Source organism: Cellulomonas sp. NPDC058312, assembly GCF_042880135.1.
Lineage (GTDB): Bacteria > Actinomycetota > Actinomycetes > Actinomycetales > Cellulomonadaceae > Cellulomonas.
Genome location: NZ_JBHVZE010000004.1, coordinates 503,206 through 524,424 on the forward strand (window position 1 = coordinate 503,206; position 21,219 = coordinate 524,424).

Here is a 21,219-nt window from a genome sequence, read left to right on the forward strand (position 1 = left end):
AACCTACCAAACGGTAGGTATGACGCGACCTCTGTCGGCGGGACGCGCCCCGGCGTACCGTCGGCGCATCGGGCCCGACCCTGGGAGGCTGCCGTGCCGGACGAGACCGACCCCCTGCGCGTGTCCGGACCGCCGCTCGCCGGGGACGAGGTGAGCACGCTGCTCGGCTCGCTCGAGCGGCAGCGCGCGACGTTCGCGTGGAAGGTCGGCGGCCTCGACCGTCCGGCGCTGTCCACGTGGGTCGGTGCGTCGACGATGACGCTCGGCGGGCTGGTCAAGCACCTCGCGTGGACCGAGACCCTGACGTTCCAGACCCGGCTGCTCGGCCACCGCCCCGGCGCCCCGTGGGAGGACGTCGACTGGGACGACGAGCCCGACTGGCCGTGGACGTCCGCGGAGGACGACACGCCCGAGGAGCTCTACGCGCTCTGGCGCACCGCGGTGGTCCGGGCGCGCGCCGGCGTCGCGGAGGCGCTCGCCGCCGGCGGCCTCGACCACCGCAACGTCTGGTCGGAGGACGACGACGCCCCGCGCCCGAGCCTGCGCCGGGTCCTGGTGGACCTCATCGAGGAGTACGCGCGGCACACCGGCCACGCGGACCTGTACCGGGAGGTCGTCGACGGCGTCGTGGGCGAGGACCCGCCGGGGCCGCCGGACCTGTACCCGGTGCCGGGCGAGGAGGACTAGGGCCCGGACCCCTCGGCCCCCCAGCGTGCCAGCGCGTCGACGGACTCCTGCAGCGCGCGCCCGCGGTCGGTCAGCGCGTACGCCCGGGTCTTGCTCCGCAGCGGCAGGCGGGTCAGCACGCCAGCGGCCTCGAGCTCGCGCAGGCGGGTGGCGAGGACGTTGGTCGGCACGCCGAGGTCGCGCTGGAGGTCGCCGTAGCGCTGCGGGCCGTCGAGCAGGCGCTCCACGACGAGCAGCGCCCAGCGCGCCCCGACGACGTCGAGGGCGGCGGCGAGGTCGCTCACGCGGTCGGGGCGGCGTCCGGCTTCATCCAGAACGGCGAGTAGTGGTAGCCGTCCGGGTCGTCGAACTGGCGCTGGTACATGAACGGGTAGTCGTCGGTGTCGCCGACGCGCCCACCGGCGGCGGCGGCGCGCTCGACCAGCGTGTCCACGGCCTCGCGGCTGTCGAGGTCGAACGAGACGGTGACCTTCGAGGGGGTGCCGGGGCCGCCGACGAGGTCCTCCGAGCCGCCGACGCTCGCGTACATCTCGCGGCTGCCGAGCATGACGTACTGGCCGGGGGCGATCGCGAAGCAGGAGACCTGGTGGTCCGACATGGCCGGGTCGAGCGTCCAGCCCAGGGCGGCGTAGAAGGTGGTCGAGCGCTCGACGTCCTCGACCGGGCAGGTGATGAAGAGGCTCATGCGTAGACACTTGCAAAAAGCAAGTGCGGCGTCAAGACCCCCGTCGACCGGGTTCAGCCGAGCGGCGCGGGCTCCCGCACCCGCATCCCCGCGGCCAGGTAGGCCGCGTCCACGACGCGCATCGCCTCGACCGCCTGCGCGGTCCCCGACACCGGGTCCTCCCCGCGCAGCACCGCCCCGGCGAACGAGCGCAGCATCCACACGTACGAGCCCTCGGGGTCGACCGGCTCCTCGACCTCGACCCCGTCGCGCTCGACCACGATCCGGCCGCCGTTCTGCGGGGCGTACGGCGCGTGCACGGTGATCGTCCCGGCGGTGCCGGTGATCCGAGCGACCACGCTCTGGTCCTGCCCGGTCGCGACCATCGACGCGCGGACGGTGCCCGGGACACCGCCCGGCAGGTCGAGGTGCACGACGATCTCGGCGTCCACGCCGTCGACGTCCACGGCCTCGGCCGCGCGCACGGTCGGCGTGCCGAACAGGTGGGTGAGCAGGCGCAGCGGGTACACGCCGAGGTCCATCAGCGCGCCGCCGGCCATCGACTCCTGCCAGCGGATGTCCGACCGGTCGGCGATCTCCACGCAGAAGTCCGCCTCGGCGGACACGACGTCCCCGACCGCACCGTCCGCGAGCAGCGCACGCAGCCGGGCCCACGACGGGTGGTGCTGGGAGTGGAACGCCTCCATCACGACCAGGCCCGAGCCCGCCGCGAGCGCCGCGATCTCCTCGGCCTCCGCCGCGTTGGCGGTGAACGGCTTCTCGCACAGCACGTGCTTGCCGGCGGCGATCGCACGGCGCATCCACGGTCCGTGCAGCGCCGCGGGGGTCGGGACGTAGACCGCGTCGACGTCGGGGTCGGCGAGCAGGGCGTCGTAGTCGTCGAGCACCCGCGGGATGCCCTCCGCGTCGGCGGTGGCCTGCGCCCGCGACCGGTCGCGGGCGGCGATCGCCGTCACCTCGACCTCCGGGACGGACGCGGCGGGGACCGCCACCGCGTCGTGCAGGATCCGGGCGGCACCGAGGACTCCGAGGCGAACGGTCGACATGCCGTCGACCCTAGCCCGCGGCGACGGTCCCGGCGCCGGCCAGCGACGCCCGCGCCCGGTCGAGGTCGGCCGCCGCCGCGGCCAGCAGGGCGCCGTCGCCGAGCTCGCTGCGCAGCGCGACCGCGATCTCCAGGTCGCCCACCGCGGCGCCGGGGTCCCCGAGCGCGACCCGCGCCCGCCCGCGCGCCAGGTGCGCGGCCGAGACGATCCGCGGCACCCCGAGCGGGGCGGCCAGGCGGAGCGCCTGCTCGGCCGCCTCGACCACCTCCGGCCACCGCCCGACCTGCGCGAGCGTGCTCGCGAGGTGGGTGTAGGCGTTCGCCTCGGTGAACGCCGCCACCTGCGCGCGCGGTCGGGTGGCGGGGTCGGTGACGCGGGCGATGGTCGCGCGGATCGTCCGGACGGCCTCGTCGTGCCGGCCGAGCCGGGCCTGCGCCTTGGACAGCGACAGCATCGCCTGCGGGGTGCCCTCCCGGTCACCGGCGGCCCGCATGCACGCGACGGCCGCCCGGGCGTCCGCCTCGGCCGGGCCGAGGTCACCGAGCTGCGAGCAGATCCACGACCGGTAGCTCAGCGCCCAGCCCTCCTGGGCCGTGTCGCCGCACCGGCGCGCCGCGGCGAGGGCGCGGTCCGCGGCCACCCGGGCGCGGGGCAGGTCACCGCGGCACACGGCCTGCGCCCACGCCCGGTAGCCCTCGTGCACGGCGATCAGGTGGTCCTCGCCGAGGGCCGTCGCGGCGTCCGCGGACCGGTCGTAGACCTCGGCCCACCGGTCCCACGTCGCCCACAGGTCGGAGAACCAGTGCAGGGCGTCCGCGACCTCCGCGACCCGGGCGTGCGCGCCCGCGGCGGACGCCCGGCGCAGCGCCTCGAGCCAGCTCGCGGACTCGGCGCGCAGCCAGCGCTGGGCGGCGTCCGGGTCCCCCAGGTCGACGTCCCCGCCCGGTGCGTCGACGCGTCCGTGGTCCGGGTCGGCCGCGTGCTCGGGCTCGAACCGCCGGCCGGCGCGGACGGTCGTCGTCAGCAGCCAGTCGTCGGCGCGGTCCCGGGCCTGCGCGCGCGCCGCGGCGTCCTCCTGGAGGTCCAGCTCCGAGCGCGCGTAGAGGCGCAGCAGGTCGTGCAGCTGGTAGCGGTCGCCGGGCAGGTGCTGCACGAGGCTGAGGTCGACCAGCTCGTCGAGCAGGTCCTCGGTGCGCCACAGCGTCTCCCCGAGCAGGGCGGCCGCGAGCCCGGCGCCGATCGTCGGGGCGTCCACCAGCCCGAGCCGGCGGAACAGCCGCTGGGCGCCCGGCCCGAGCTGCTCGTAGGAGGACGTGAACGCCGCGCGGACCTGCTGGTCGCCCGCCGTGAGGGAGTCCAGCCGACGCTCGTCGACGGCCATCCGCCGCACCAGCCCGCCGATCGACCAGCCGGCACGGGCTGCGAGCCGGTTCCCCGCGATCCGCAGCGCGAGCGGCACGTCGTCGCACAGCGCGGCGAGCCGGGCGAGGTCGGCGTCGTCGCCCCGCCCCGGCAGGATCTCGCCGAGCAGCGCGACGGAGTCCTCCGGCGCGAGCCGGCCCAGCGCGGACCGGTGCACCCCGTCCAGCCCGGCCAGCGCCCGGCGGCTGGTCACGAGCACCGCGGCCGGGCCCTCCGCGGGGACGAGCGGGCGGACCTGCTCCTCGGACGCGGCGTTGTCCAGCACGAGCAGCACCGCCCGCCCGGCCAGCAGCGACCGCACGTGCTCGACGGCGGCCGCGGGGTCGGGCGGCACCGTCCCGGCCGCGAGCGCCTCGGCGACCCGGCGCACGGCGGTGTCGGGGGCGACGGGCTCGTGGTCGACGCCCCGCAGGTCGAGGAACAGCTGCTCGCCGAACCGGTCCCGCAGGTCGCGGGCCACCTGCGCCGCGAGCGTCGACTTGCCGAACCCGGGCGGCCCGGTGACGACGGCCACCGGCGCCGCCTCCCCCGGCCGGGCGCCGCCGAGCGCGGCGGCGAGGGCGGCACGCTCGGCCGCGCGGCCGACGAAGTCCGGCACCCGTCGCGGCAGCGGCAGCGCGTGCGGGGTGCCGGTCCCGGGGCGTCGGCGCCCGGTGCGCGCCACCCGCAGCAGCAGCGCGCGGTCGTCGGCGGCCAGGTGCAGCGCGTCCGCGAGCGCCTCGACGGTCCGGCGCTGGGGGCCGCGGCTCACCCCGCGCTCGATGTCCCCGATGCCCCGGTCGCTCACCCCGGACGCCGCGGACAGCTCCTCGATGGTCAGGTCCGCGCCCTGGCGGTGCCGTCGCAGCAGCGCCCCGAGGTCCGTCTCGCCCACGTGACCGCCCGTCTCCCCCGTCGGCCGCACCCGCGGGGTGCGAGTTCTGCCGGTCTTCTTCCTGGTGCCCGCGCGGCGCTGCGCGGTCTCATCGTGGTGGGGACGGACGCCGGGGGCAAGCGCCTGCGGCAGGTCGGTCCGGACCCCGCACGCGAGGAGGAACCATGCCCTACGTCAGCACGCCCGACGGCGCCGAGATCTTCTACCAGGACTACGGCCAGGGCCGCCCCGTCCTGCTCAGCCACGGCTGGCCGCTGAGCTCCGAGGCCTGGGCCTACGAGCTCAAGGTCCTCGCCGACGCCGGCTACCGCGCCATCGCGCACGACCGCCGCGGGCACGGCCGGTCGTCCCGCACCACCGGCGGCAACGACATGGACACCTACGCCCGCGACCTCGCGTCGCTCGTCGAGCAGCTGGACCTCACGGACCTCACGGTGATCGGCCACTCCACCGGCGGCGGCGAGGTCGTCCGCTACGCCGCGCAGCACGGCAAGGGGCGTGTGGCGAAGGTCGTCACCGTCGGCGCCGTCCCGCCGGTCATGGTCCAGTCCGCGACCAACCCCGAAGGCACGCCGATCGAGGTGTTCGACGGGATCCGCGAGGGCGTCCTGACGGACCGGTCGCAGTTCTACCAGGACCTGTCGGAGTCGTTCTTCGGCGCCAACCGCGCCGGCTCGTCGATCAGCCAGGGCCTGCGGGACGACTTCTGGCGGCAGAGCATGCTCGCCGAGCTGCAGGCCGCGTACGACTGCGTCGCGGTGTTCTCGGAGACGGACTTCACCGAGGACCTCCGGGCCCTGGACGTGCCGATCCTCATCGCGCACGGCGACGACGACCAGATCGTCCCGATCGCGGCGGCCGCGTACAAGTCCATCGACCTGGTGAAGCTCGGCACGCTGAAGGTCTACCCGGGGGCGCCGCACGGCATCTCGGGCGAGTACCAGCGCACGCTGATCCAGGACGTCCTGGCGTTCATCGCCGACTGACCCGGCCCTCGCGCGTCGAGCGGTCACGACACGCTGGCCCGCGGGGGACCGGGCCGGCGTGTCGTGACCTCTCGCGGGGCCGCGGCGGCGCGGCGCGGGACGGGACGGGATGCGGCGCCGCGGGATCCTCGGCAGGGTGGATCCATGCTGACCTGGACACGGACCCGGACGACGACGTTGCTGGCCGTGGGCGCGCTCGCCCTCGGCGGCTGCGCGAGCGCCGACGCCGACCCTGCCGCGACGTCGGCGGCCCCGACCGCCGACCCGACCACCCCGGCGGAGCCGTCCGCCCCGGCCACCGGGACGGGCGACGTCGCCGCCGACCTGCCGACCGAGGTGCTGCTGCCCGAGTCCGCGTGGGACGCCGACCCCGCGCAGCGGCAGGAGTCGGCGGGCGTCGTGGCCTGGCGGTTCCCCCAGGCGTGCGACACCGGCGCCCCGGAGTCCGCGACCGCGATGCGGTCCGTGTCCCAGGGCGACGGCGAGGCCGAGGCCGCCATCGGCGTGCAGCAGGTCGCGGTGTTCGCAGACGCCGACGCGGCCGTCGCGGAGGCCGACCGGATCACCGCGGCGCTGACGGCGTGCACCACGTACGCCTCCGACACCAGCACGACGTACGTTGTCGAGCCGCTCGACGTCGGCGCGCAGGGTGCCGGGCTCGCGACCGACTACTACGGGTCGTCCGCCTCCGCGCCCCTCGACGAGGCCATCGGCAGCTACCTCGCGGTCACGCGCCGCGGCACCGCGATCACCCTGGTCGGGTCGGAGGGCGGCGAGAGCCTGGTGGGCACGGCCCGCACCGACGCCACCACCCAGGCGCAGACGGCGTGGGAGCTGCTGTGCCGCTACGACGAGGCGGGCTGCTGACGGTCCCCGGCCGAGCCACCGCCACCAGCGCGGGGCTGCTGCTGCACCGCCCGGGGACGGGCGGGACCGAGGTGCTGCTCGGGCGGATGGGCGGGCCGTTCTGGGCGCGCCGCGACCACGCGTGGACCGTGCCGAAGGGTGAGCCGGAGCCCGGCGAGGACCCGCACGCCACCGCGCTGCGGGAGTTCGCCGAGGAGGTGGGCGTCCCGGCCCCGGTCGGGGTGCGGCCCGACGTCGACCTCGGCGAGGTCCGGCAGCGCGCGGGCAAGGTCGTGCGCGCCTGGGCGCGGGAGGCGGACCTCGACCTCGACGCGCTGCCCGCGACCCGCGGCCCGGTCAGCGAGGCGACGATCACCTGGCCGCCGCGCAGCGGCCGGACGGTGACGTTCCCCGAGCTCGGCGAGCTGCGGTGGCTCACCGTCGACGAGGCGCGGCCGCTGCTGGTGACCGCGCAGGTCGAGCTGCTGGACCGGCTGGTGGCGCACCTGGCGGGGTGAGGCGACTGGGCACAGGTCCGTGTCAGACCCCGCCCGTACGGTGCGTCCCATGAGCACCCGGCCGATCGATCACGCCCGGCTGACCGAGGTCAGCGATCGCTTCCGTGCGACCCCGCCGCCCCGGACGCCGGCCGAGCTGATCGCGTACGACCGGCTCCGGGGCGAGCTCATCGAGGCGATGGGTCTCACGCGGGAGGAGTTCGACCGGATGGCCGCGGCGTACGCGGCGCGGCGGGGTGCCGGTCGCGGTCGCGCGGCCTGAGCACGCGGCGCTCGCACCACCGGGCCCGCGTCGGCGACCAGACGCGCGGCCGGCTACCAGACGGGCGGACGGCGGTCGGCCCATCGGAGCCGGTCCTCGAGCTGCGCGGCGAGCGCGAGCAGCGTGTGCTCGCCGCCCGGCCGGCCGACCAGCTGCACGCCCATCGGCAGCCCCGCGGGCGCAGCGTCGTCGGGGTCGGTCCAGTGCACCGGCACCGCGATCGCGGGCAGCCCGCAGACGTTGATCATCGACGTGTACGGCGTGTACTCGCACTGCTGCGCGAAGTTCCGCTCGGGGTCGGCGGCGTCGTACCAGCCGAGGGGGCGCGGCGTCATCGCCATGCCCGGGAGCAGCACCGCGTCGTAGCGGGAGACGCGCGCGACCATCGTGCGCTCGAACGCCGCGAGCGCCCCGACCGCCTCGACGAGCGCGCGGGCGGGCACGGCGCGACCGCGCTCCACGAGCCAGCGGGTCAGCGGCTCGAGCAGGCCGAGCCGCTCCGGGTCGTCGAACGGCACCGCCGCGGCGCCGGCCATCCACAGGGTCCGGAACGCGGGCGCGTACCCGGGGTCGGGGTCCCAGGGGCCGGCGTCGTCGACGGCGTGCCCGAGCTCGGCGAGGGTGTCGGCGGCGACGTCGAGCGCGGTGCGCGCCTCGGGCCCGAGCACGATGTCGTACGCGCCCTCCCACGCGCTGAACGTGCTGACCCCGACGTGCAGCGCGCGGCGGCCGTCGGGGGTCTGCCCGCGCTGCGCGGCGTCGAGGTAGGACCCGCGCGGCCCGGCGGCGGTGCGCAGCGTCCGCGGGTGGTCGACCGTGCCGTCCGCGGCGCGGGGCAGCAGGCCCTCCAGGAGCAGGGCGGCGTCGGCGGTGGTCCGGGCGAGCGGCCCGTGCACCACCAGACCGCCGAGGGAGTCGGTCCCCCCGCCGGCGGGCAGCAGCCCGCGGGACGGCTTGAGACCGACCAGACCGCAGGCGGCGGCGGGGATGCGGATCGACCCGCCGCCGTCGGACCCGGGCGCGACGGGAAGCAGGCCCGCCGCGACCGCCGCCGCGGCGCCGCCGCTGGACCCGCCGGTGCCGCGCGTCCGGTCCCAGGGGTTGCGGGCGGGCGGACCGGCGAGGCTCTCGGTGTAGGACGGGAAGCCGAGCTCGGGGGCGGCGGTCTTGCCGAGCGACACGACGCCCGCGGCGTCGAGCACCTGGGTGACGTCGCTGCTGACCTCGGGGACGTACCGGTGGGCGCCGGCGAACGCCCGGGACCCGAACCCGGTGGGCACGCCGGCGCGGTCGGTGAGGTCCTTGTCCCCGGTGGGCAGCCCCCAGAGCACGGCGGTGTCGTCGGGTCCGGTGGCCGCGAGCGCCGCCGCCCGGGCCCGGGCGAGGTCGGGCGTGACGGTGACGAACGCGCCGAGGGCCTCGTTCCCGGCGGCGATCCGGTCGAGGTAGTGCGCGGTGAGCTCCTCGGGCCCGGTCTCGCCGGCGCGGAGCCGGTCGCGCAGGTCGACGGCGGTGCGGTCGTGCGGTGCGGTCACCGGGTCAGCGTAGGCACGTCCTCCAGCGCGGCGAGCCAGCGGCGCAGCACCCGCTCCAGCGTCGCGGCGTCCTGCTCGCCGACCAGGTCGAGCAGCCGCCGCTCGTTCGCCATGTGCGCGGTGAACGCCCGGTCGATGAGGGCGAGCCCGTCGTCGGTGAGCGCGACGACCCTGCCGCGGCCGTCGGTGGCGCTGGGCCGGCGGGTGACGAGCCCGGCGCGCTCGAGCCGGTCGACCCGCTTGGTCATCGCGCCGGTGGTGACCATCGTGTGGGCGGCGAGCTCCCCGGGGGCCCGCTCGTAGGGCGCACCGGCCCGGCGCAGGGCGGCGAGGACGTCGAACTCCCCCTCGCCCAGCCCGTGCTCCCGGTAGACGACCGTGATCTCGTCGGTCAGCGCGAGGGCGAGCCGGTGCAGGCGGCCGATGACGCCCTGGGGGCGGACGTCGACGTCGGGTCGCTCACGGGCCCACTCCTGCTGGATGCGGTCCACGTGGTCGGGCGTCGGGCTCATGCGGCGATACTACCTTCCAGGGAAGGTAGTATCGCTTCCGTGGAAGACACCCGCCGCTGGATCCCCGTCGCCGCGCTCGCCCCCGTCCTGTGGGGCACCACCTACTACGTCACCCGGCACGCGCTGCCCGCCGACAGCCCGCTCTGGGGAGCCGTCATCCGCGCGCTCCCGGCCGGGCTGCTGCTCCTCGCGCTCGGTCGGCGGCTGCCGCACGGGGCCTGGTGGTGGCGCTCGGCCGTGCTCGGGACGCTGACCACCGGCGCGTTCTTCGCCCTGGTCTACGTCGCCGCGCAGACCCTGCCCACCAGCATCGCCTCGACGGTGATGGCCGTCGGACCCGTCGCCATGATGCTCGCCGCGTGGGTGCTGCTCGGCCAGCGCCCCCGGCTCCGCGCGGTGGTCGGCGGCGTGCTGGGCGTCGCCGGCGTCGCGGTCATGCTCGGCGGGGGCGGCGGGGGCGGCAGGGGCCTCGACGCGGGCGGGGTGCTCGCGTCCGTCGCCGCGATGCTGCTGTCCTCGGTCGGCTACGTGCTGGCCACCCGCTGGCGCGGGGAGGTCGACGTCCTGCCCCTGACCGCGTGGCAGCTGGTGGCCGGCGCGCTGGTGCTGCTCCCGGCGGCGGTGGTGGTCGAGGGCGCACCGCCCGCGCTCGACGGCACCGCCCTGCTCGGGTTCGCGTACGTGTCCCTGGTGGCGACGGCCCTGGCGAACGTCGCGTGGTTCGCGTCCCTGCGCCGGCTCGGGCCGGCGACCGTCGGGCTCGTGGGCCTGCTCAACCCGGTCACCGGCGTGCTGCTGGGCACGGTCCTCGCCGCCGAGACGCTGTCCGGCCGGCAGGTCGTGGGCGTGGCCGTGGTGCTCGGGGCGATGGTGCTCGGCGCGACGGCGAGCACCCGGCGCCCGCCGGCCGTCGTCCCGCTGGCAGCCGCCGCTCCGCCGGGCGATGATCGGCGCCCCGGGTCCAGCCCACGGCCCTGACCGACCTCCGGCGAGGAGACGCATGTCCGAGGGCACCCGCCCCGTCCGCATCGGCACGACGGCACCCGCCGCCCCGGCGCCGCCGGTCCCGGCGGACGTGCCCGACGCGCTGCGCGCGGTGCCCGGCTGGTCCGACGACCTGCGACCCGGCGGTGGCGCCACGACCGCGCTGTGGGAGCACCTCGCGACGCTCGCGGCGCACGACCTCGCCGTCGCCCGGGCCGTCGAGCCGCACCTGGACGCGCGCGCGGTCCTCGACCAGGCGGGCGCCCCGGCGCTGCCGTCGACCGTGGGCGTGGCAGCGACCTGGGGCGTGTACGCCGCCGAGGGACCGGGCGCGACGCTGGTCGCGACGCCGGACGGCGACGGCTGGCTGCTCGACGGCGTGAAGCCGTGGTGCTCGCTGGCCGCCGACCTCGACGCCGCGCTCGTCACCGCCCCGGTCACCGCCCCCGTCACCGGCCCGGCCGGGGACGGCGGCCGCGTGCTGCTGGCCGTCGACCTGCGCGGACCCGGCGTGGTGCCCGTCGACCAGCCGTGGTCCGCCCGCGGCCTGGTGGAGATCCCGAGCACCCCGGTCCGGTTCGACCGGGCGCGGGCCACGCTCGTCGCGGACGCCGGGTGGTACCTGACCCGGCCGGGGTTCTGGTGGGGCGGGATCGGCGTCGCCGCGTGCTGGTACGGCGGTGCGGTCGGCCTCGCGCGTCGGGTGCACGCGCACGTGGCGACCCGGCCGGACGACCGGCTGCTGGCGATGCACCTGGGCGCCCTGGACGAGCGGCTCACCGCCGCCCGCACCACGCTGGCCGCGGCGGCGCTGCGGGTCGACGCGTCGGGGGCCGCGACCCGGCTGGGGCGCGACCCCGAGGACGACGCCGCGCGCGCCGAGGGCCGGCTGCTGGCGAAGCGGGTCCGCGCCACCGTCGCCCGGACCTGCGAGGACGTGCTCCGGATCGCCGCGCACGCGCTCGGCCCCGGACCGCTGACCCAGGAGCCGGAGCACGCCAAGCGGGTCGCCGACCTGGAGGTGTACGTGCGCCAGCAGCACGCCGAGCGCGACGACGCGTCGCTCGGCGCCGCCCTCGCCGCGGGGCCCGCGCCGTGGTGACGTTCGACGGCCGGGCGGCCGGGACACCCGCGGCGGTGTGGGAGGCGAGCGAGCGGTTCGCGGACCTCCCGGGCCTCGCGCTGCCCGCCGGCCGCACGGTGGTCGTGGCCGCGCACCCCGACGACGAGACGATCGGCGCGGGCGGCCTGCTGCGGCGGCTCGCGCTCACGGGCCGCCCGGCCGAGGTGGTGGTGCTGACCGACGGCTCCGGGTCGCACCCCGGGTCCCGCACCCTGCCGCCGACGGAGCTGACCCGGCTGCGCGCCGCCGAGGTCACGGACGCGGTGGCGTCGCTGTCCCCCGCGTCGCCGGTCCGGCTGCTCGGCTTCCGCGACGGCTCGGTGCGCGAGGACCGCGACGCCCTGACCGCGGCGCTGCGCACGGCGATCGGCACCGACCCCGTCGACACCCTGGTCGTGCCGTGGCGCGGCGACGGGCACCGCGACCACCGGGTCGCCGGGGAGATCGGTGCGGCGCTCGCGACCGAGCTCGGCGCGCGGCTGCTGGAGTACCCGGTGTGGCTGTGGCACTGGGCGACGCCCGACCACCCGGACGTGCCCTGGGACGACCTGCGGGTGCTGCCGCTCGACGACGCGGACGTGACCGCGAAGCGGCGCGCCCTGGCCCGGCACGTCACCCAGACCCAGCCGTGGTCGTCCGCCCCCGAGGACGCCGCCCCGCTGCACCCGGAGCAGCTGCGGCGCGCCGACCGGGACGTCGAGGCGTACGTGGCGTCCGCGCCCCCGCCGGCCGGGGTCGGCGCCGAGCACTTCGAGGCCGTCTACGCCCGCCGCGCCGACCCGTGGCGGCTCGCGACCCGCTGGTACGAGGAGCGCAAGCGGGCCCTGACCCTCGCTGCGCTGCCGGACCCCCGGTACGCCGCGGTGCTCGAGGTCGGCTGCTCCGTCGGGGTGCTGACCGCCGACCTGGCAGGTCGCGCGGACCGGGTGCTCGCGACCGACCTCGTCGAGCCCGCCGTCGCGTCGGCCCGTGCGCGGCTCGCGGACGCCCCGCACGTCACGGTCGAGCAGCACGACGTCCGCACCGGCGTGCCCGGCGGCCCGTACGACCTGGTCGTCCTGTCCGAGGTCGGGTACTACCTCACCCGCCCGGAGCTGACCGCCCTGGCCGGCCGGGTCCGGGCCGCGCTGACGCCGGGCGGCACCGTGCTCGCGTGCCACTGGCGCCACCCGGTCGCGGACTACACCCAGCCGGGCGACGACGTGCACCGCACCCTCGACCGCGCGCTCGGCCTGACCCGGCTGTCCACCTACCGGGACCTCGACGTCGCGCTCGATGTCTGGTCCGCCGACCCGAGGTCGGTCGCGCAGCGCGAGGGGCTGGCGCCGTGACGACCCGGCCGCCGCTGGCCCGGCTGGTGGTCGTCGTGCCGGTGCACGACGAGGAGGCCCTGCTGCCGGCGTGCCTCGCGTCGGTCGCCGCGGCGCGCGGCGCGGTGGACCTACCGGTCGACGTCGTGGTCGTGCTCGACGACTGCCGGGACGGGTCCGCGCGGATCGCCCGCGCGACCGGGTGCACCGTGCTCGAGGTGCGGCACCGGGCGGTCGGCGCCGCCCGCGCGGCCGGCGTCCGGCACGCCCTCGCGCTCGGCACCGACGACCCGGCCGCGGTCTGGGTGGCGTGCACGGACGCCGACTCGGTGGTCCCCGCCCACTGGCTCGCGGTGCAGCGCGCTCTCGCGGACGACGGCGCCGACGTGGTCGTCGGGACCGTCACCCCGGACCCCCGGGACCTGACCGGGCGCCAGGTGGCGGCGTGGCGGTCCACCCGCGTGCCCGGCCGGCCGAACGGCCACGTGCACGGCGCGAACCTCGGCGTGCGCGCCGACGCGTACCTGCGCGCGGGCGGGTTCGCGACCCTGCCCGAGCACGAGGACGTCGACCTGGTCGCGCGGCTGCGCGCGGACCCGCGGGTGGACGTGCGGCCGTCCGACGCCGCGGACGTCCTGACCTCCGGCCGCACGACGGGCCGCACCCCCGGCGGCTACGCGGGGTACCTGCGGGCGTCCTTCCCGCCGTGACCCCGCGCGCCGCCGCCGGTCAGGCGGGGACGGACTCGCGGGCGGGGGTGGCGTCCGTCGCCTCGAGCGCGTGGCCCTCGGTGTCGACGTGCGGGAGGGCCTTGTCCAGCCACGCGGGGATCCACCAGGCCGACCGGCCCAGCAGCGACAGCAGCGCGGGCATCAGCACCATCCGGACCACGAACGCGTCGGCCAGCACGCCGACCATCAGGCCGAACGCGATCGACGCGGCGACCGAGAACGTGCTGGTCGCGAACCCGGCGAACACCACCGTCATGATCGTGGCCGCGGCCACCAGCACCGGCGCCGACCGGGAGAACCCCTCGAGCACCGCCTGCTTCGGCGCCAGACCCCGGTGGTGCATCTCCTGGATCCGCGACACCAGGAACACCTGGTAGTCCATCGCGAGCCCGAACAGCACCCCGACCAGCAGGATCGGCAGCAGGCTCATCATCGGGTCGCCCTGCGGGGCGTTGATGAGCTGCGGCAGCCAGCCCCACTGGAACACCGCCGTGCTCGCCCCGAACGAGGCGCCCACCGACAGCAGGTAGCCGAGCGTCGCGACCACCGGGATCAGCAGCGACCGGAACAGCAGCACCAGCAGCGCCAGCGAGATCAGCACGATCACGACCAGGTACTTCACCAGGGCGGTGTTCAGCGCGGCGGTCTGGTCGACGCCGACGGCCGTCTCACCCGTGACCTCGAGGTGCACGCCGGCGACCGCGTCGGCGTCCGCACGGAGCAGGTGCACGAGCTCGGTGGTCGAGTCGTCGATCGGTCCACCGGTGGGGATCACCGTGACGCGGGCGAGGTCCCCGCTCGCGGCGACCTCGGCCGGCAGCACCCGGGCGACCCCGGGCAGGTCCGCGAGCCGCGCCTCGACGGTGGCGGTCGCGTCGGCCACGTCGTCGCCCTCCGCGAGCACGATCAGCGGGCTCTGGATCCCGCCGAACTCGTCGACGACCCGGTCATACGCCGCGCGCTCGGTCGACTGCGGGTCGGTGCCGCCGGGGATGCTGAACGCCGTCTTCATGCTGAGCATCGGCGACGCGACGACGAGCAGGACACCCACCGCCGCGAGCACCGCGAGCACCGGACGGCGCACCACCGCGGAGCCCCAGGCCGCGAGGAACCCGCGGCGTGCGTGGTCGCCCTCGTGCCAGGTGCGCCCCTCGGCGAGGTCGCGGCGGTGCCGCCTCGACAGGGCCCGGTGCCCGAGGGAGCGCATCAGCACCGGCAGCAGCGTGAGCGAGAGCGCGACGGCGACCAGCACCCCGAACGCCCCGGCGACACCCATCTCGGTGACGAACCCGATGCCCGCCACGAGCAGGGCGACGAGCGCGACGATCACCGTCAGGCCCGCGAACACCACGGCCGTCCCAGCGGTCCCGGCGGCGCGCGCGATCGCGTCCTCGACGGACCTGCCGCCGCGCAGCTCGGTGCGGAACCGGGACAGGATGAACAGGCTGTAGTCGATGCCCACCGCGAGGCCGAGCATCGACGCCAGGATGATGGAGTTCTCGCCGATCGGGGTCAGCGACCCGTACGCGAGCACCCCCACGACGCCCACGCCGACGCCGAACACCGCGATCACCAGGTTCGCCCCGGCCGCGAGCAGCGAGCCGAACGTCAGCATCAGGACCAGGAACGCGACCAGCACGCCCACGCCCTCGCCGATCCCCGGGTCGGGGGCGCCGAGCGGGACGAGGTTCCCGCCGAGCTCGACACCGAGGTCCGCGGGCGCGTCCTGCTGGAACGCGAGCGCCGCCGCGTACGCGTCCTCCTGGCCGGTCTCGGACAGGGCGCCGTAGGTGAGCGTCGCGACCGCGACCTCCTGGTCGGGCGACACGAACGGCTGGGCCGTGTCGTACGGGTCGCTGACCGACTCGACGCCGGGCAGCTGCGCGGCCTGCGCGAGCAGGGCCTCGACCTGGGCGACCACGGCCGGGTCGGTGACGGGCGCGTCGGTGGGGGCGACCACCAGCTGCAGGGTGTCGCCGGTCTGCTCGGCGGCGGGGAACGCGTCGTCCATCCGGTCGAGCGCCTGGGTGGCGCGGGAGCCCGGGATGGTCTCCTGGGCGCTCTCGCCCGAGCCGTTGACGGCGAGGATCCCGGCGAGCGCCGCGAAGACCGCCAGCCAGGCGACGACCACCACCAGCCGGTGGCGGGCGCTGAAGCGCCCGACGCGTGAGAGGAACGTGGACATGAGGACTCCTGGGGCAGGACGGCTGGGGACGTCCTCCAGGCTTCCCGAGCGCGCCGCGCGGCGAATCGTCCACCGCGACGATCCGTCCTACCGCGTCTGCGGTACCCCGGTGCCGGTCGCCTGCCGCGTGCCGACCAGCGGGCAGCCCCGGCACGACGCCGGGGCGGGCGCGCGCGTGGCGGCCGCGGCCGGTTCCGGTGCCGCGCAGCCGCCGCACCCGATGATCGAGGCCGCCGGGACGACCAGCCCCAGCCGCTCGGCGTGGTCGAGCGCCGCGTCGACGACGCCCACGTCGAGGCCGAGCCCGGCCGCGATGGCGGTCGCGCTGCGCCCCCGGCGGGCTTGCTCGAGGACGTCCGCGAGCACGCTCACAGCAGGCGTCCGACCTGGAACACCGCGACCGCGAGCAGCCAGGCGACGGCGAGCTGGACCCCGACGGCCCCCAGCGTCCAGCGGGCGCCGTAGAGCCGACGCTGCTCGCCGACGGTCGCCAGGCACGGGGTGTACGCGAGGACGAACACCATGAACGCCAGCGCGGCGGCGGACCCGTGCCCGCCGGACGACCGGTCGAAGGTCCGCTCGATCCGCGCCCCGAGGTCGCCCGCGTCCGCCGGGTCGTCCGGCTCGGTGACGGCGTACGACTGCGCGAACGCCCCGACGACGACCTCCTTCGCGACGAACCCCGTCGCGAGCGCCGCCGACATGTGCCAGTCGTCGAACCCGGCGGGGGCGAACACCGGCGCCACCGCCGCCGCGGCCCGCCCGTACAGGCTGTCCTCGACGGGCACGTCCGCGAGGGCGTGCTGCCCGGAGACCGGGACCGCCATCAGCACCCAGACGACCACCAGGGTGGTGACGATGATGGTCCCCGCCTTGGTCACGAACGCCAGGCACCGGCTCCACGCGGACAGCAGCAGCGCCCGCACCCGCGGCCGCTGGTACGGCGGCAGGGTCAGCACGAACGGCTGCCGGACCACGTCCCGGAACAGCGTCCGCCGCAGCACCAGCCCGCCGAGGACGACCAGCACGATGCTCGCGACGTACATCGCGAAGATCGCGGTGCCGGCGTCGTCGGGGAAGAACACCCCGGCGAGCAGGATGTAGACGGTCAGCCGGGCGGGGCACGACGTCAGCGGGATCAGCAGACCCGTCATCAGACGGGTCCGGGCGTCGGGCAGCGTCCGGGTCGCCGACAGCGCGGGCAGGTTGCAGCCGAACCCGATGACCAGCGGCAGCATCGCCCGGCCGTCGAGGCCGAGCGCCCGCATCGCCCGGTCGGCGACGAACGCGGCGCGCGCCAGGTAGCCGGAGTCCTCCAGCAGGGCGATGGCCACGAACACCAGCGCCATCAACGGCACGAACGACAGCACCGTGCCCACGCCGGCGAGCACCCCGTCGACGAGCAGGCCCGGGACCCACGCCGGCCCGGGGAGCACGCCCCGCGCCCAGCCCGCGACGACCCCGTTGACCAGGTGGTCGACGCCGTCGATCAGCGGTCCGGCGACCGTCGTCGCGAGCTGGAACAGCGCCCACATCACGGCCAGGAACACCGGCACGCCCAGCACCGGGTGCAGCAGCACCGCGTCCACCCGGTCCGACAGGGTCCGCACCGCGGGTGTCGGGGTCAGGCGCCGCACGACCGCGTCGACCCACGCGAACACGGCCTCGGCGTCGCGGAGCGGGTCGGCACCGCCCGGGTCGGCACCGCCCGGGTCGCCGGCGCCCGCCGGAGCGAGGTCGATCCGCAGCAGCGGCCGCTCCACCAGCGCGCGCTCGACCGCCGTCCGCAGCGCGTCGACCCCGCGCGCGGTCCGGGCGTCGACCGCCACGACGGGGACGCCGACCGCGGCCTCGAGCGCCGCGGCGTCGACGTGGATCCCCCGGTCGGCGGCGACGTCCGTCATCGTCAGCGCGACCACGACGGGTCGTCCCGCGCCGGCGGTCTGCGCGAGCAGGTACAGCGACCGCGCCAGCGACGCGGCCCCGACGAGCGCCACCACGAGGTCCGGCTCCCCCGTGCTGCCCGTGCCCGCGACCGCCTCGGCGGTGACCCGCTCGTCCGGCGACCGCGCGAGCAGGCTGTCCGTGCCCGGCAGGTCCACGACCGTCACGCCGGTGAGCCGTCGCCACGTCCCCTGCTGCAGCTGCACGGTCGTGCCGGGGGCGTTCACCACCCGCTGCCGCGCACCGGTCAGGACGTTGAACAGGGTCGACTTGCCGACGTTCGGGTTCCCGACCAGCACGACGGTCGACCGGGCGGCGGTGGTCGCGGCCGATCCCGCTGCGGGGCCGGCGGCCGGCTCGTGGCAGCTCATGCCGGCTCCGCGTCCACCTGGATGCGCGCGCAGGTGGTGGCGTCCAGCGCGAACCGGTCCGCCCCGACGGCCAGCACCCGGCCGCCGAACGCGGCCCGGTGGGTCACCCGCAGCCGTGCGCCCGGGCGGATCCCGAGCTCGGCGAGGCGCAGCCGGTGCGCGGGTTCCAGACCGACCGCCCGGACGCGTCCGGGGGTGTGCGGCGGCAGCTCACCGAGGTCCATGCCGCGACAGTAGGACTGAGGTGAGCCTTCCCTACTGGGCCGGAGGTCCCGACCTCGGGGCGGCGGTCTTCCGGCGTCGGGGCGCCGCCGACCGGGGCGGTGCCTGCCGCATGTGGTCGCGCGTCCGGGTGAGGACGTCCGCGAGCGCCTCGACGTCCGCGCGCGACAGCGGCGCGAGCAGCAGGTCGTCGATGACCTGGACGTGCCCGGGGAAGACCTGCGCGAGCCGGTCGCGGCCCGCGTCGGTGAGCGTGACCGTGGTGCTGCGCTCGTCGTCGACCGACGGCGCGCGGGTCACCAGCCCCTGCTTCTCCAGCGTCTGCGCCTGGTACGTCAGGCCGCTGCGGCTGTAGACGACGCCGTCCGCGAGGTCGGTCATCCGCAGGCTCCCCCCGGGCGCGTCCCCGAGGGTCGCGAGCAGCTGGAACTGGACGTAGCTGAGGCCGCCGGTCTCCTGGAGCTGCTGGTCGACGGCGTGCCGGAGCAGGCTCGTCGTCTCGATGAGGGCGAGGTACGCGCCCAGCTCGGTGGGGTCGAGGGTGCGGGGCGCGGAGGGCATGGACCGATCCTACCGGTGCTCCGAATCCGTAACACTTGCTTCGACTTCGGAGCACTGCTAGCGTCCTCCGCAGTTGCTTCGAATCCGGAGCACATGACGAAGGAGACCACCATGCAGGCAGTGCGCTTCCACCAGACCGGCGGCCCCGAGGTCCTGCGCCTGGAGGACGTCCCGACCCCCGAGCCCGGCCCCGGCCAGGTGCGCCTCCGCGTCGCGGGTTCCGCGTTCAACCCGGCGGACGGCGGCATGCGCGGCGGGTTCCTCCCGATCCCGATCACGCTGCCCCACACGCCGGGGTACGACGTCTCCGGCACGGTCGACGCCCTCGGCGCCGACGTCACGGGCCTGAGCGTCGGCCAGGACGTCGTCGGGTTCCTCCCCATGACCGACGACGGCGCGGCAGCCGAGTACGTGATCGCCCCGGCCGACGCGCTCGTCGCGGCACCCACCCGGATCCCGCTCGCCGACGCCGCGGGCCTGCCGTCCGTGGGCCTCACCGCCTGGCAGGCGGTGTTCGAGGCCGGCGGGCTCACCGCAGGCCAGCGCGTGCTGGTCAACGGCGCGGGCGGCCCCGTCGGCGGCTACGCGGTCCAGCTCGCCGCCCGGGCCGGCGCGCACGTCGTCGCCACGGTCAGCCCGCGCAGCGCCGATTCCGTCCGGGCCGCGGGCGCGCACGAGGTCGTCGACCACACCAGCACCTCGGTGCTGGACGCCGTGACCGAGCCGGTCGACGTGCTGCTCAACCTGGCGCCGATCACCCCCGAGGGCTTCGCGGCGCTGGCCACACGCGTCCGCGACGGCGGCGTGGTCGTCTCCACCACGCCGATGGTCGCGACGCCCGACGACCCCGCCCGCGGCGTGCGCGGTGCGACGATCTACGTCCACCCGGACACGGACGTGCTCGCGCGGCTCGTCGCCCTCGTCGACAGCGGCGACCTCCACGTCGACATCGCCCGGCGCGTGCCGCTGAGCGAGCTGCCCGCGATCCACGCGGAGGCCGAGGCCGGGCGGGTGCACGGCAAGATCGTGGTGGTCCCGTCGGCGCGGTGAGGCCGGTGCCGGGCGGTCAGTGCGGCGGGCGCAGGTCCGCGAACGCCGTGGACGCCCGGCACCCGAGCTCCCCGGGCATCAGGTACACCGACGGGACGTAGACGTCCTCCACCACCCCGTCGGCGTACCGCGCGACGAGCACGCAGTCGTCGTCGTCCCCGGTCGCCACCGCGACCACCCCGTCCTGCACCTCCACCGTGACCTCCGCCAGCGGCGTGACGCCGTTCGCGTGCGGCTCCAGCGCCGCGGTGACCCGCTGGGCGATCGTCGACCCGGACGGCAGGTCCGCGGGCAGCGCCGAGAGGACGGACCAGACGGCGTCCTCGGCGTTCGTCGCGACCTCCGGGCGCTCCGACGGCGGCGCCGGCACCGCCACCAGCCGCTCCGGGCAGTCGGTCCCCCGGATGTCCTCGACGCCCCAGTGGTCGAACGCCACCCGGTAGCAGTACGGACCGGGGTCCTGCTCGCGCTCGGACTCCCAGTAGCCGGTCGGCGCCCGGGTGTCGGAGACGGTCAGGCCGAGGCTGATCCAGCCGATCGCCTCGCCGTCGTCCCGTGCGGCCGCGTCGCCCTCCTCGACGGCGAACATGACGATCCCGGTGTCCTGCGTCGCTCCCTGGACGTGCTCGGCGAACTCCACGACGTCCGGCGCGTACGAGTGGAACACCGCCGGGGCCAGCAACCCCTGCACCGCGTCGCTCGCGACCTCCTCGCCCAGGTCGCTCGGGCTCGCGCAGCCGGTGAGGACGACCGCGGTGGCGAGGGCGGCCGCGACCGCGAGCCGGGTGCGGGGGGACATAGCGGCACGCTAGCCGGGGCGCGGCCGGCGCGGGGGCGGTTCCGCGCCCGACCTCGGCGCGGGCGCGGCGTCGCGGCGCGGGCGCGGAGTCAGCCCGCCCGGGGGGTCAGCCGCGCGAGCGCGTCCTCGACCAGCTCCGCGCGTCCCGGCTCGAGGGACCGCACCCACCGGGTCCGCAGCTCGTCGAACGCGGCCGCGCCGATCGCCATCATCGTCGTCTCCACGACGCCGATGGTGACGACGCCCGACGACCCGTCCCGCGGCGTGCGCGCCGCCACCGTCTTCGTCCACCCGGACGCCGACGTGCTCGCGCAGCTCGTGGCCCTCGTCGACGCCGGCGACCTCCACGTCGAGATCGCCCGCCGGGCGCCGCTGGGCGAGCTGCCGGCGATCCACGCGGAGGCCGAGGCCGGGCGGGTGCACGGCAAGGTCGTGGTGGTCCAGTCGGCGCGGTGAGGCCGGTGCCGCCGCCGGCCGTGCGGTCGCAGGTGATCGGGGCGGACCCGCGGACGGCCGAGGTCGAGGTCGGGCCGACGCGACAGCGACCCCGGCGCACCGTCGCACGG

24 protein-coding genes are annotated in these 21,219 nt (G+C 76.8%); 11 read left to right on the forward strand and 13 right to left on the reverse strand.

Going from position 1 to position 21,219, the window contains the following annotated elements; translation table 11 throughout:
* The first annotated feature begins 93 nt into the window (after positions 1–93).
* Positions 94–687, forward strand: coding sequence for a DUF664 domain-containing protein (locus ACFVXN_RS14845; RefSeq protein ID WP_389233916.1), 594 nt, complete (start codon positions 94–96; stop codon positions 685–687).
* On the opposite strand, the gene ACFVXN_RS14850 is transcribed toward ACFVXN_RS14845, so the two are convergent.
* From ACFVXN_RS14850 to ACFVXN_RS14865, 4 genes are read right to left on the reverse strand one after another with little or no spacing between them, the layout of a single operon-like run.
* The gene (locus ACFVXN_RS14850; protein ID WP_389233919.1) at positions 684–971 is read right to left on the reverse strand and encodes a winged helix-turn-helix transcriptional regulator; all 288 of its coding nucleotides are present in this window, start codon (positions 969–971) and stop codon (positions 684–686) included. The two genes, ACFVXN_RS14845 and ACFVXN_RS14850, sit on opposite strands and share 4 nt — an antisense overlap.
* On the reverse strand, positions 968–1,372 hold the full coding sequence (locus tag ACFVXN_RS14855) for a VOC family protein (RefSeq protein WP_389233922.1): 405 nt from the start codon (positions 1,370–1,372) through the stop codon (positions 968–970). Before ACFVXN_RS14855 ends, ACFVXN_RS14850 begins: the two co-directional genes overlap by 4 nt.
* 53 nt (positions 1,373–1,425) lie before the next feature.
* On the reverse strand, positions 1,426–2,418 hold the full coding sequence (locus ACFVXN_RS14860) for a Gfo/Idh/MocA family protein (RefSeq protein WP_389233925.1): 993 nt from the start codon (positions 2,416–2,418) through the stop codon (positions 1,426–1,428).
* Between the two features lie 10 nt (positions 2,419–2,428).
* On the reverse strand, positions 2,429–4,714 hold the full coding sequence (locus ACFVXN_RS14865) for an AAA family ATPase (RefSeq protein ID WP_389233927.1): 2,286 nt from the start codon (positions 4,712–4,714) through the stop codon (positions 2,429–2,431).
* A 164-nt stretch (positions 4,715–4,878) separates the two neighbouring features.
* Here ACFVXN_RS14865 and ACFVXN_RS14870 point away from each other — a divergent pair, with 164 nt between their 5' ends.
* The 4 genes from ACFVXN_RS14870 (at position 4,879) to ACFVXN_RS14885 (ending at position 7,326) form a co-directional block, all read left to right on the forward strand.
* The gene (locus tag ACFVXN_RS14870; RefSeq protein WP_389233930.1) at positions 4,879–5,700 is read left to right on the forward strand and encodes an alpha/beta fold hydrolase; all 822 of its coding nucleotides are present in this window, start codon (positions 4,879–4,881) and stop codon (positions 5,698–5,700) included.
* Between the two features lie 144 nt (positions 5,701–5,844).
* Positions 5,845–6,567 (forward strand): hypothetical protein, encoded by a 723-nt coding sequence (locus ACFVXN_RS14875; protein ID WP_389233932.1) that lies wholly within the window; start codon positions 5,845–5,847, stop codon positions 6,565–6,567.
* Positions 6,540–7,064 (forward strand): NUDIX domain-containing protein, encoded by a 525-nt coding sequence (locus ACFVXN_RS14880; protein WP_389233935.1) that lies wholly within the window; start codon positions 6,540–6,542, stop codon positions 7,062–7,064. The genes ACFVXN_RS14875 and ACFVXN_RS14880 overlap by 28 nt, the downstream gene beginning before the upstream one ends.
* A gap of 49 nt (positions 7,065–7,113) precedes the next feature.
* Positions 7,114–7,326, forward strand: a complete 213-nt coding sequence (locus tag ACFVXN_RS14885; protein ID WP_389233937.1) for a hypothetical protein — start codon at positions 7,114–7,116, stop codon at positions 7,324–7,326.
* 53 nt (positions 7,327–7,379) lie between these two features.
* On the opposite strand, the gene ACFVXN_RS14890 is transcribed toward ACFVXN_RS14885, so the two are convergent.
* Both ACFVXN_RS14890 and ACFVXN_RS14895 read right to left on the reverse strand, forming a co-directional pair.
* On the reverse strand, positions 7,380–8,861 hold the full coding sequence (locus ACFVXN_RS14890) for an amidase (protein WP_389233940.1): 1,482 nt from the start codon (positions 8,859–8,861) through the stop codon (positions 7,380–7,382).
* Positions 8,858–9,373, reverse strand: a complete 516-nt coding sequence (locus tag ACFVXN_RS14895) for a MarR family winged helix-turn-helix transcriptional regulator (RefSeq protein ID WP_389233943.1) — start codon at positions 9,371–9,373, stop codon at positions 8,858–8,860. Before ACFVXN_RS14895 ends, ACFVXN_RS14890 begins: the two co-directional genes overlap by 4 nt.
* 39 nt (positions 9,374–9,412) lie before the next feature.
* On the opposite strand from ACFVXN_RS14895, the gene ACFVXN_RS14900 reads away from it, so the two are divergent.
* The 4 genes from ACFVXN_RS14900 to ACFVXN_RS14915 are packed head-to-tail and all read left to right on the forward strand — an operon-like array spanning position 9,413 to position 13,500.
* Positions 9,413–10,351: a DMT family transporter gene (locus tag ACFVXN_RS14900; RefSeq protein WP_389233946.1), complete on the forward strand. Its 939-nt coding sequence runs from the start codon at positions 9,413–9,415 to the stop codon at positions 10,349–10,351.
* A gap of 22 nt (positions 10,352–10,373) precedes the next feature.
* Complete coding sequence (locus ACFVXN_RS14905; protein WP_389233949.1) at positions 10,374–11,459, forward strand: acyl-CoA dehydrogenase; 1,086 nt, start codon at positions 10,374–10,376, stop codon at positions 11,457–11,459.
* The gene (locus ACFVXN_RS14910; protein ID WP_389233952.1) at positions 11,453–12,811 is read left to right on the forward strand and encodes a PIG-L family deacetylase; all 1,359 of its coding nucleotides are present in this window, start codon (positions 11,453–11,455) and stop codon (positions 12,809–12,811) included. The genes ACFVXN_RS14905 and ACFVXN_RS14910 overlap by 7 nt, the downstream gene beginning before the upstream one ends.
* Positions 12,808–13,500 (forward strand): glycosyltransferase, encoded by a 693-nt coding sequence (locus tag ACFVXN_RS14915; protein ID WP_389233955.1) that lies wholly within the window; start codon positions 12,808–12,810, stop codon positions 13,498–13,500. Before ACFVXN_RS14910 ends, ACFVXN_RS14915 begins: the two co-directional genes overlap by 4 nt.
* A 19-nt stretch (positions 13,501–13,519) precedes the next feature.
* Here ACFVXN_RS14915 and ACFVXN_RS14920 read toward each other — a convergent pair whose 3' ends face one another.
* The 5 genes from ACFVXN_RS14920 to ACFVXN_RS14940 all read right to left on the reverse strand — a co-directional run bounded on the left by ACFVXN_RS14920 (position 13,520) and on the right by ACFVXN_RS14940 (position 18,804).
* Positions 13,520–15,706: an MMPL family transporter gene (locus tag ACFVXN_RS14920; protein ID WP_389233958.1), complete on the reverse strand. Its 2,187-nt coding sequence runs from the start codon at positions 15,704–15,706 to the stop codon at positions 13,520–13,522.
* A gap of 87 nt (positions 15,707–15,793) precedes the next feature.
* On the reverse strand, positions 15,794–16,078 hold the full coding sequence (locus ACFVXN_RS14925) for a hypothetical protein (protein WP_389233960.1): 285 nt from the start codon (positions 16,076–16,078) through the stop codon (positions 15,794–15,796).
* Positions 16,075–18,021, reverse strand: coding sequence for a ferrous iron transport protein B (gene feoB, locus ACFVXN_RS14930; protein ID WP_389233963.1), 1,947 nt, complete (start codon positions 18,019–18,021; stop codon positions 16,075–16,077). Before feoB ends, ACFVXN_RS14925 begins: the two co-directional genes overlap by 4 nt.
* Positions 18,018–18,245 carry a ferrous iron transport protein A gene (locus tag ACFVXN_RS14935; protein ID WP_389233966.1) on the reverse strand — a complete coding sequence of 76 codons (228 nt, stop codon included), beginning with the start codon at positions 18,243–18,245 and terminating at the stop codon, positions 18,018–18,020. Before ACFVXN_RS14935 ends, feoB begins: the two co-directional genes overlap by 4 nt.
* A gap of 31 nt (positions 18,246–18,276) precedes the next feature.
* On the reverse strand, positions 18,277–18,804 hold the full coding sequence (locus tag ACFVXN_RS14940; RefSeq protein ID WP_389233969.1) for a MarR family winged helix-turn-helix transcriptional regulator: 528 nt from the start codon (positions 18,802–18,804) through the stop codon (positions 18,277–18,279).
* A gap of 111 nt (positions 18,805–18,915) precedes the next feature.
* Here ACFVXN_RS14940 and ACFVXN_RS14945 point away from each other — a divergent pair, with 111 nt between their 5' ends.
* Positions 18,916–19,854, forward strand: a complete 939-nt coding sequence (locus ACFVXN_RS14945) for an NADP-dependent oxidoreductase (RefSeq protein WP_389233972.1) — start codon at positions 18,916–18,918, stop codon at positions 19,852–19,854.
* A 16-nt stretch (positions 19,855–19,870) separates the two neighbouring features.
* Here ACFVXN_RS14945 and ACFVXN_RS14950 read toward each other — a convergent pair whose 3' ends face one another.
* Positions 19,871–20,653: a hypothetical protein gene (locus tag ACFVXN_RS14950; RefSeq protein WP_389233975.1), complete on the reverse strand. Its 783-nt coding sequence runs from the start codon at positions 20,651–20,653 to the stop codon at positions 19,871–19,873.
* 89 nt (positions 20,654–20,742) lie between these two features.
* Positions 20,743–20,877: a hypothetical protein gene (locus ACFVXN_RS14955; RefSeq protein ID WP_389233978.1), complete on the reverse strand. Its 135-nt coding sequence runs from the start codon at positions 20,875–20,877 to the stop codon at positions 20,743–20,745.
* A gap of 10 nt (positions 20,878–20,887) precedes the next feature.
* Between ACFVXN_RS14955 and ACFVXN_RS14960 the strand changes: the two genes are divergently transcribed.
* Entirely contained in the window at positions 20,888–21,109 is a 222-nt protein-coding gene (locus tag ACFVXN_RS14960; RefSeq protein WP_389233981.1) for a zinc-binding dehydrogenase, read from the forward strand.
* Positions 21,110–21,219 lie beyond the last annotated feature (110 nt).

What these genes read in the sequence shown, in the direction of transcription:
- feoB (WP_389233963.1), bottom strand. Translation starts at nt 18,021, where the DNA reads ATGAGCTGCCACGAGCCGGCCGCCGGCCCCGCAGCGGGATCGGCCGCG.
- ACFVXN_RS14945 (WP_389233972.1), top strand. Translation starts at nt 18,916, where the DNA reads ATGCAGGCAGTGCGCTTCCACCAGACCGGCGGCCCCGAGGTCCTGCGC.
- ACFVXN_RS14920 (WP_389233958.1), bottom strand. Translation starts at nt 15,706, where the DNA reads ATGTCCACGTTCCTCTCACGCGTCGGGCGCTTCAGCGCCCGCCACCGG.
- ACFVXN_RS14860 (WP_389233925.1), bottom strand. Translation starts at nt 2,418, where the DNA reads ATGTCGACCGTTCGCCTCGGAGTCCTCGGTGCCGCCCGGATCCTGCAC.
- ACFVXN_RS14940 (WP_389233969.1), bottom strand. Translation starts at nt 18,804, where the DNA reads ATGCCCTCCGCGCCCCGCACCCTCGACCCCACCGAGCTGGGCGCGTAC.
- ACFVXN_RS14885 (WP_389233937.1), top strand. Translation starts at nt 7,114, where the DNA reads ATGAGCACCCGGCCGATCGATCACGCCCGGCTGACCGAGGTCAGCGAT.
- ACFVXN_RS14905 (WP_389233949.1), top strand. Translation starts at nt 10,374, where the DNA reads ATGTCCGAGGGCACCCGCCCCGTCCGCATCGGCACGACGGCACCCGCC.
- ACFVXN_RS14870 (WP_389233930.1), top strand. Translation starts at nt 4,879, where the DNA reads ATGCCCTACGTCAGCACGCCCGACGGCGCCGAGATCTTCTACCAGGAC.
- ACFVXN_RS14950 (WP_389233975.1), bottom strand. Translation starts at nt 20,653, where the DNA reads ATGTCCCCCCGCACCCGGCTCGCGGTCGCGGCCGCCCTCGCCACCGCG.
- ACFVXN_RS14895 (WP_389233943.1), bottom strand. Translation starts at nt 9,373, where the DNA reads ATGAGCCCGACGCCCGACCACGTGGACCGCATCCAGCAGGAGTGGGCC.
- ACFVXN_RS14875 (WP_389233932.1), top strand. Translation starts at nt 5,845, where the DNA reads ATGCTGACCTGGACACGGACCCGGACGACGACGTTGCTGGCCGTGGGC.
- ACFVXN_RS14855 (WP_389233922.1), bottom strand. Translation starts at nt 1,372, where the DNA reads ATGAGCCTCTTCATCACCTGCCCGGTCGAGGACGTCGAGCGCTCGACC.
- ACFVXN_RS14935 (WP_389233966.1), bottom strand. Translation starts at nt 18,245, where the DNA reads ATGGACCTCGGTGAGCTGCCGCCGCACACCCCCGGACGCGTCCGGGCG.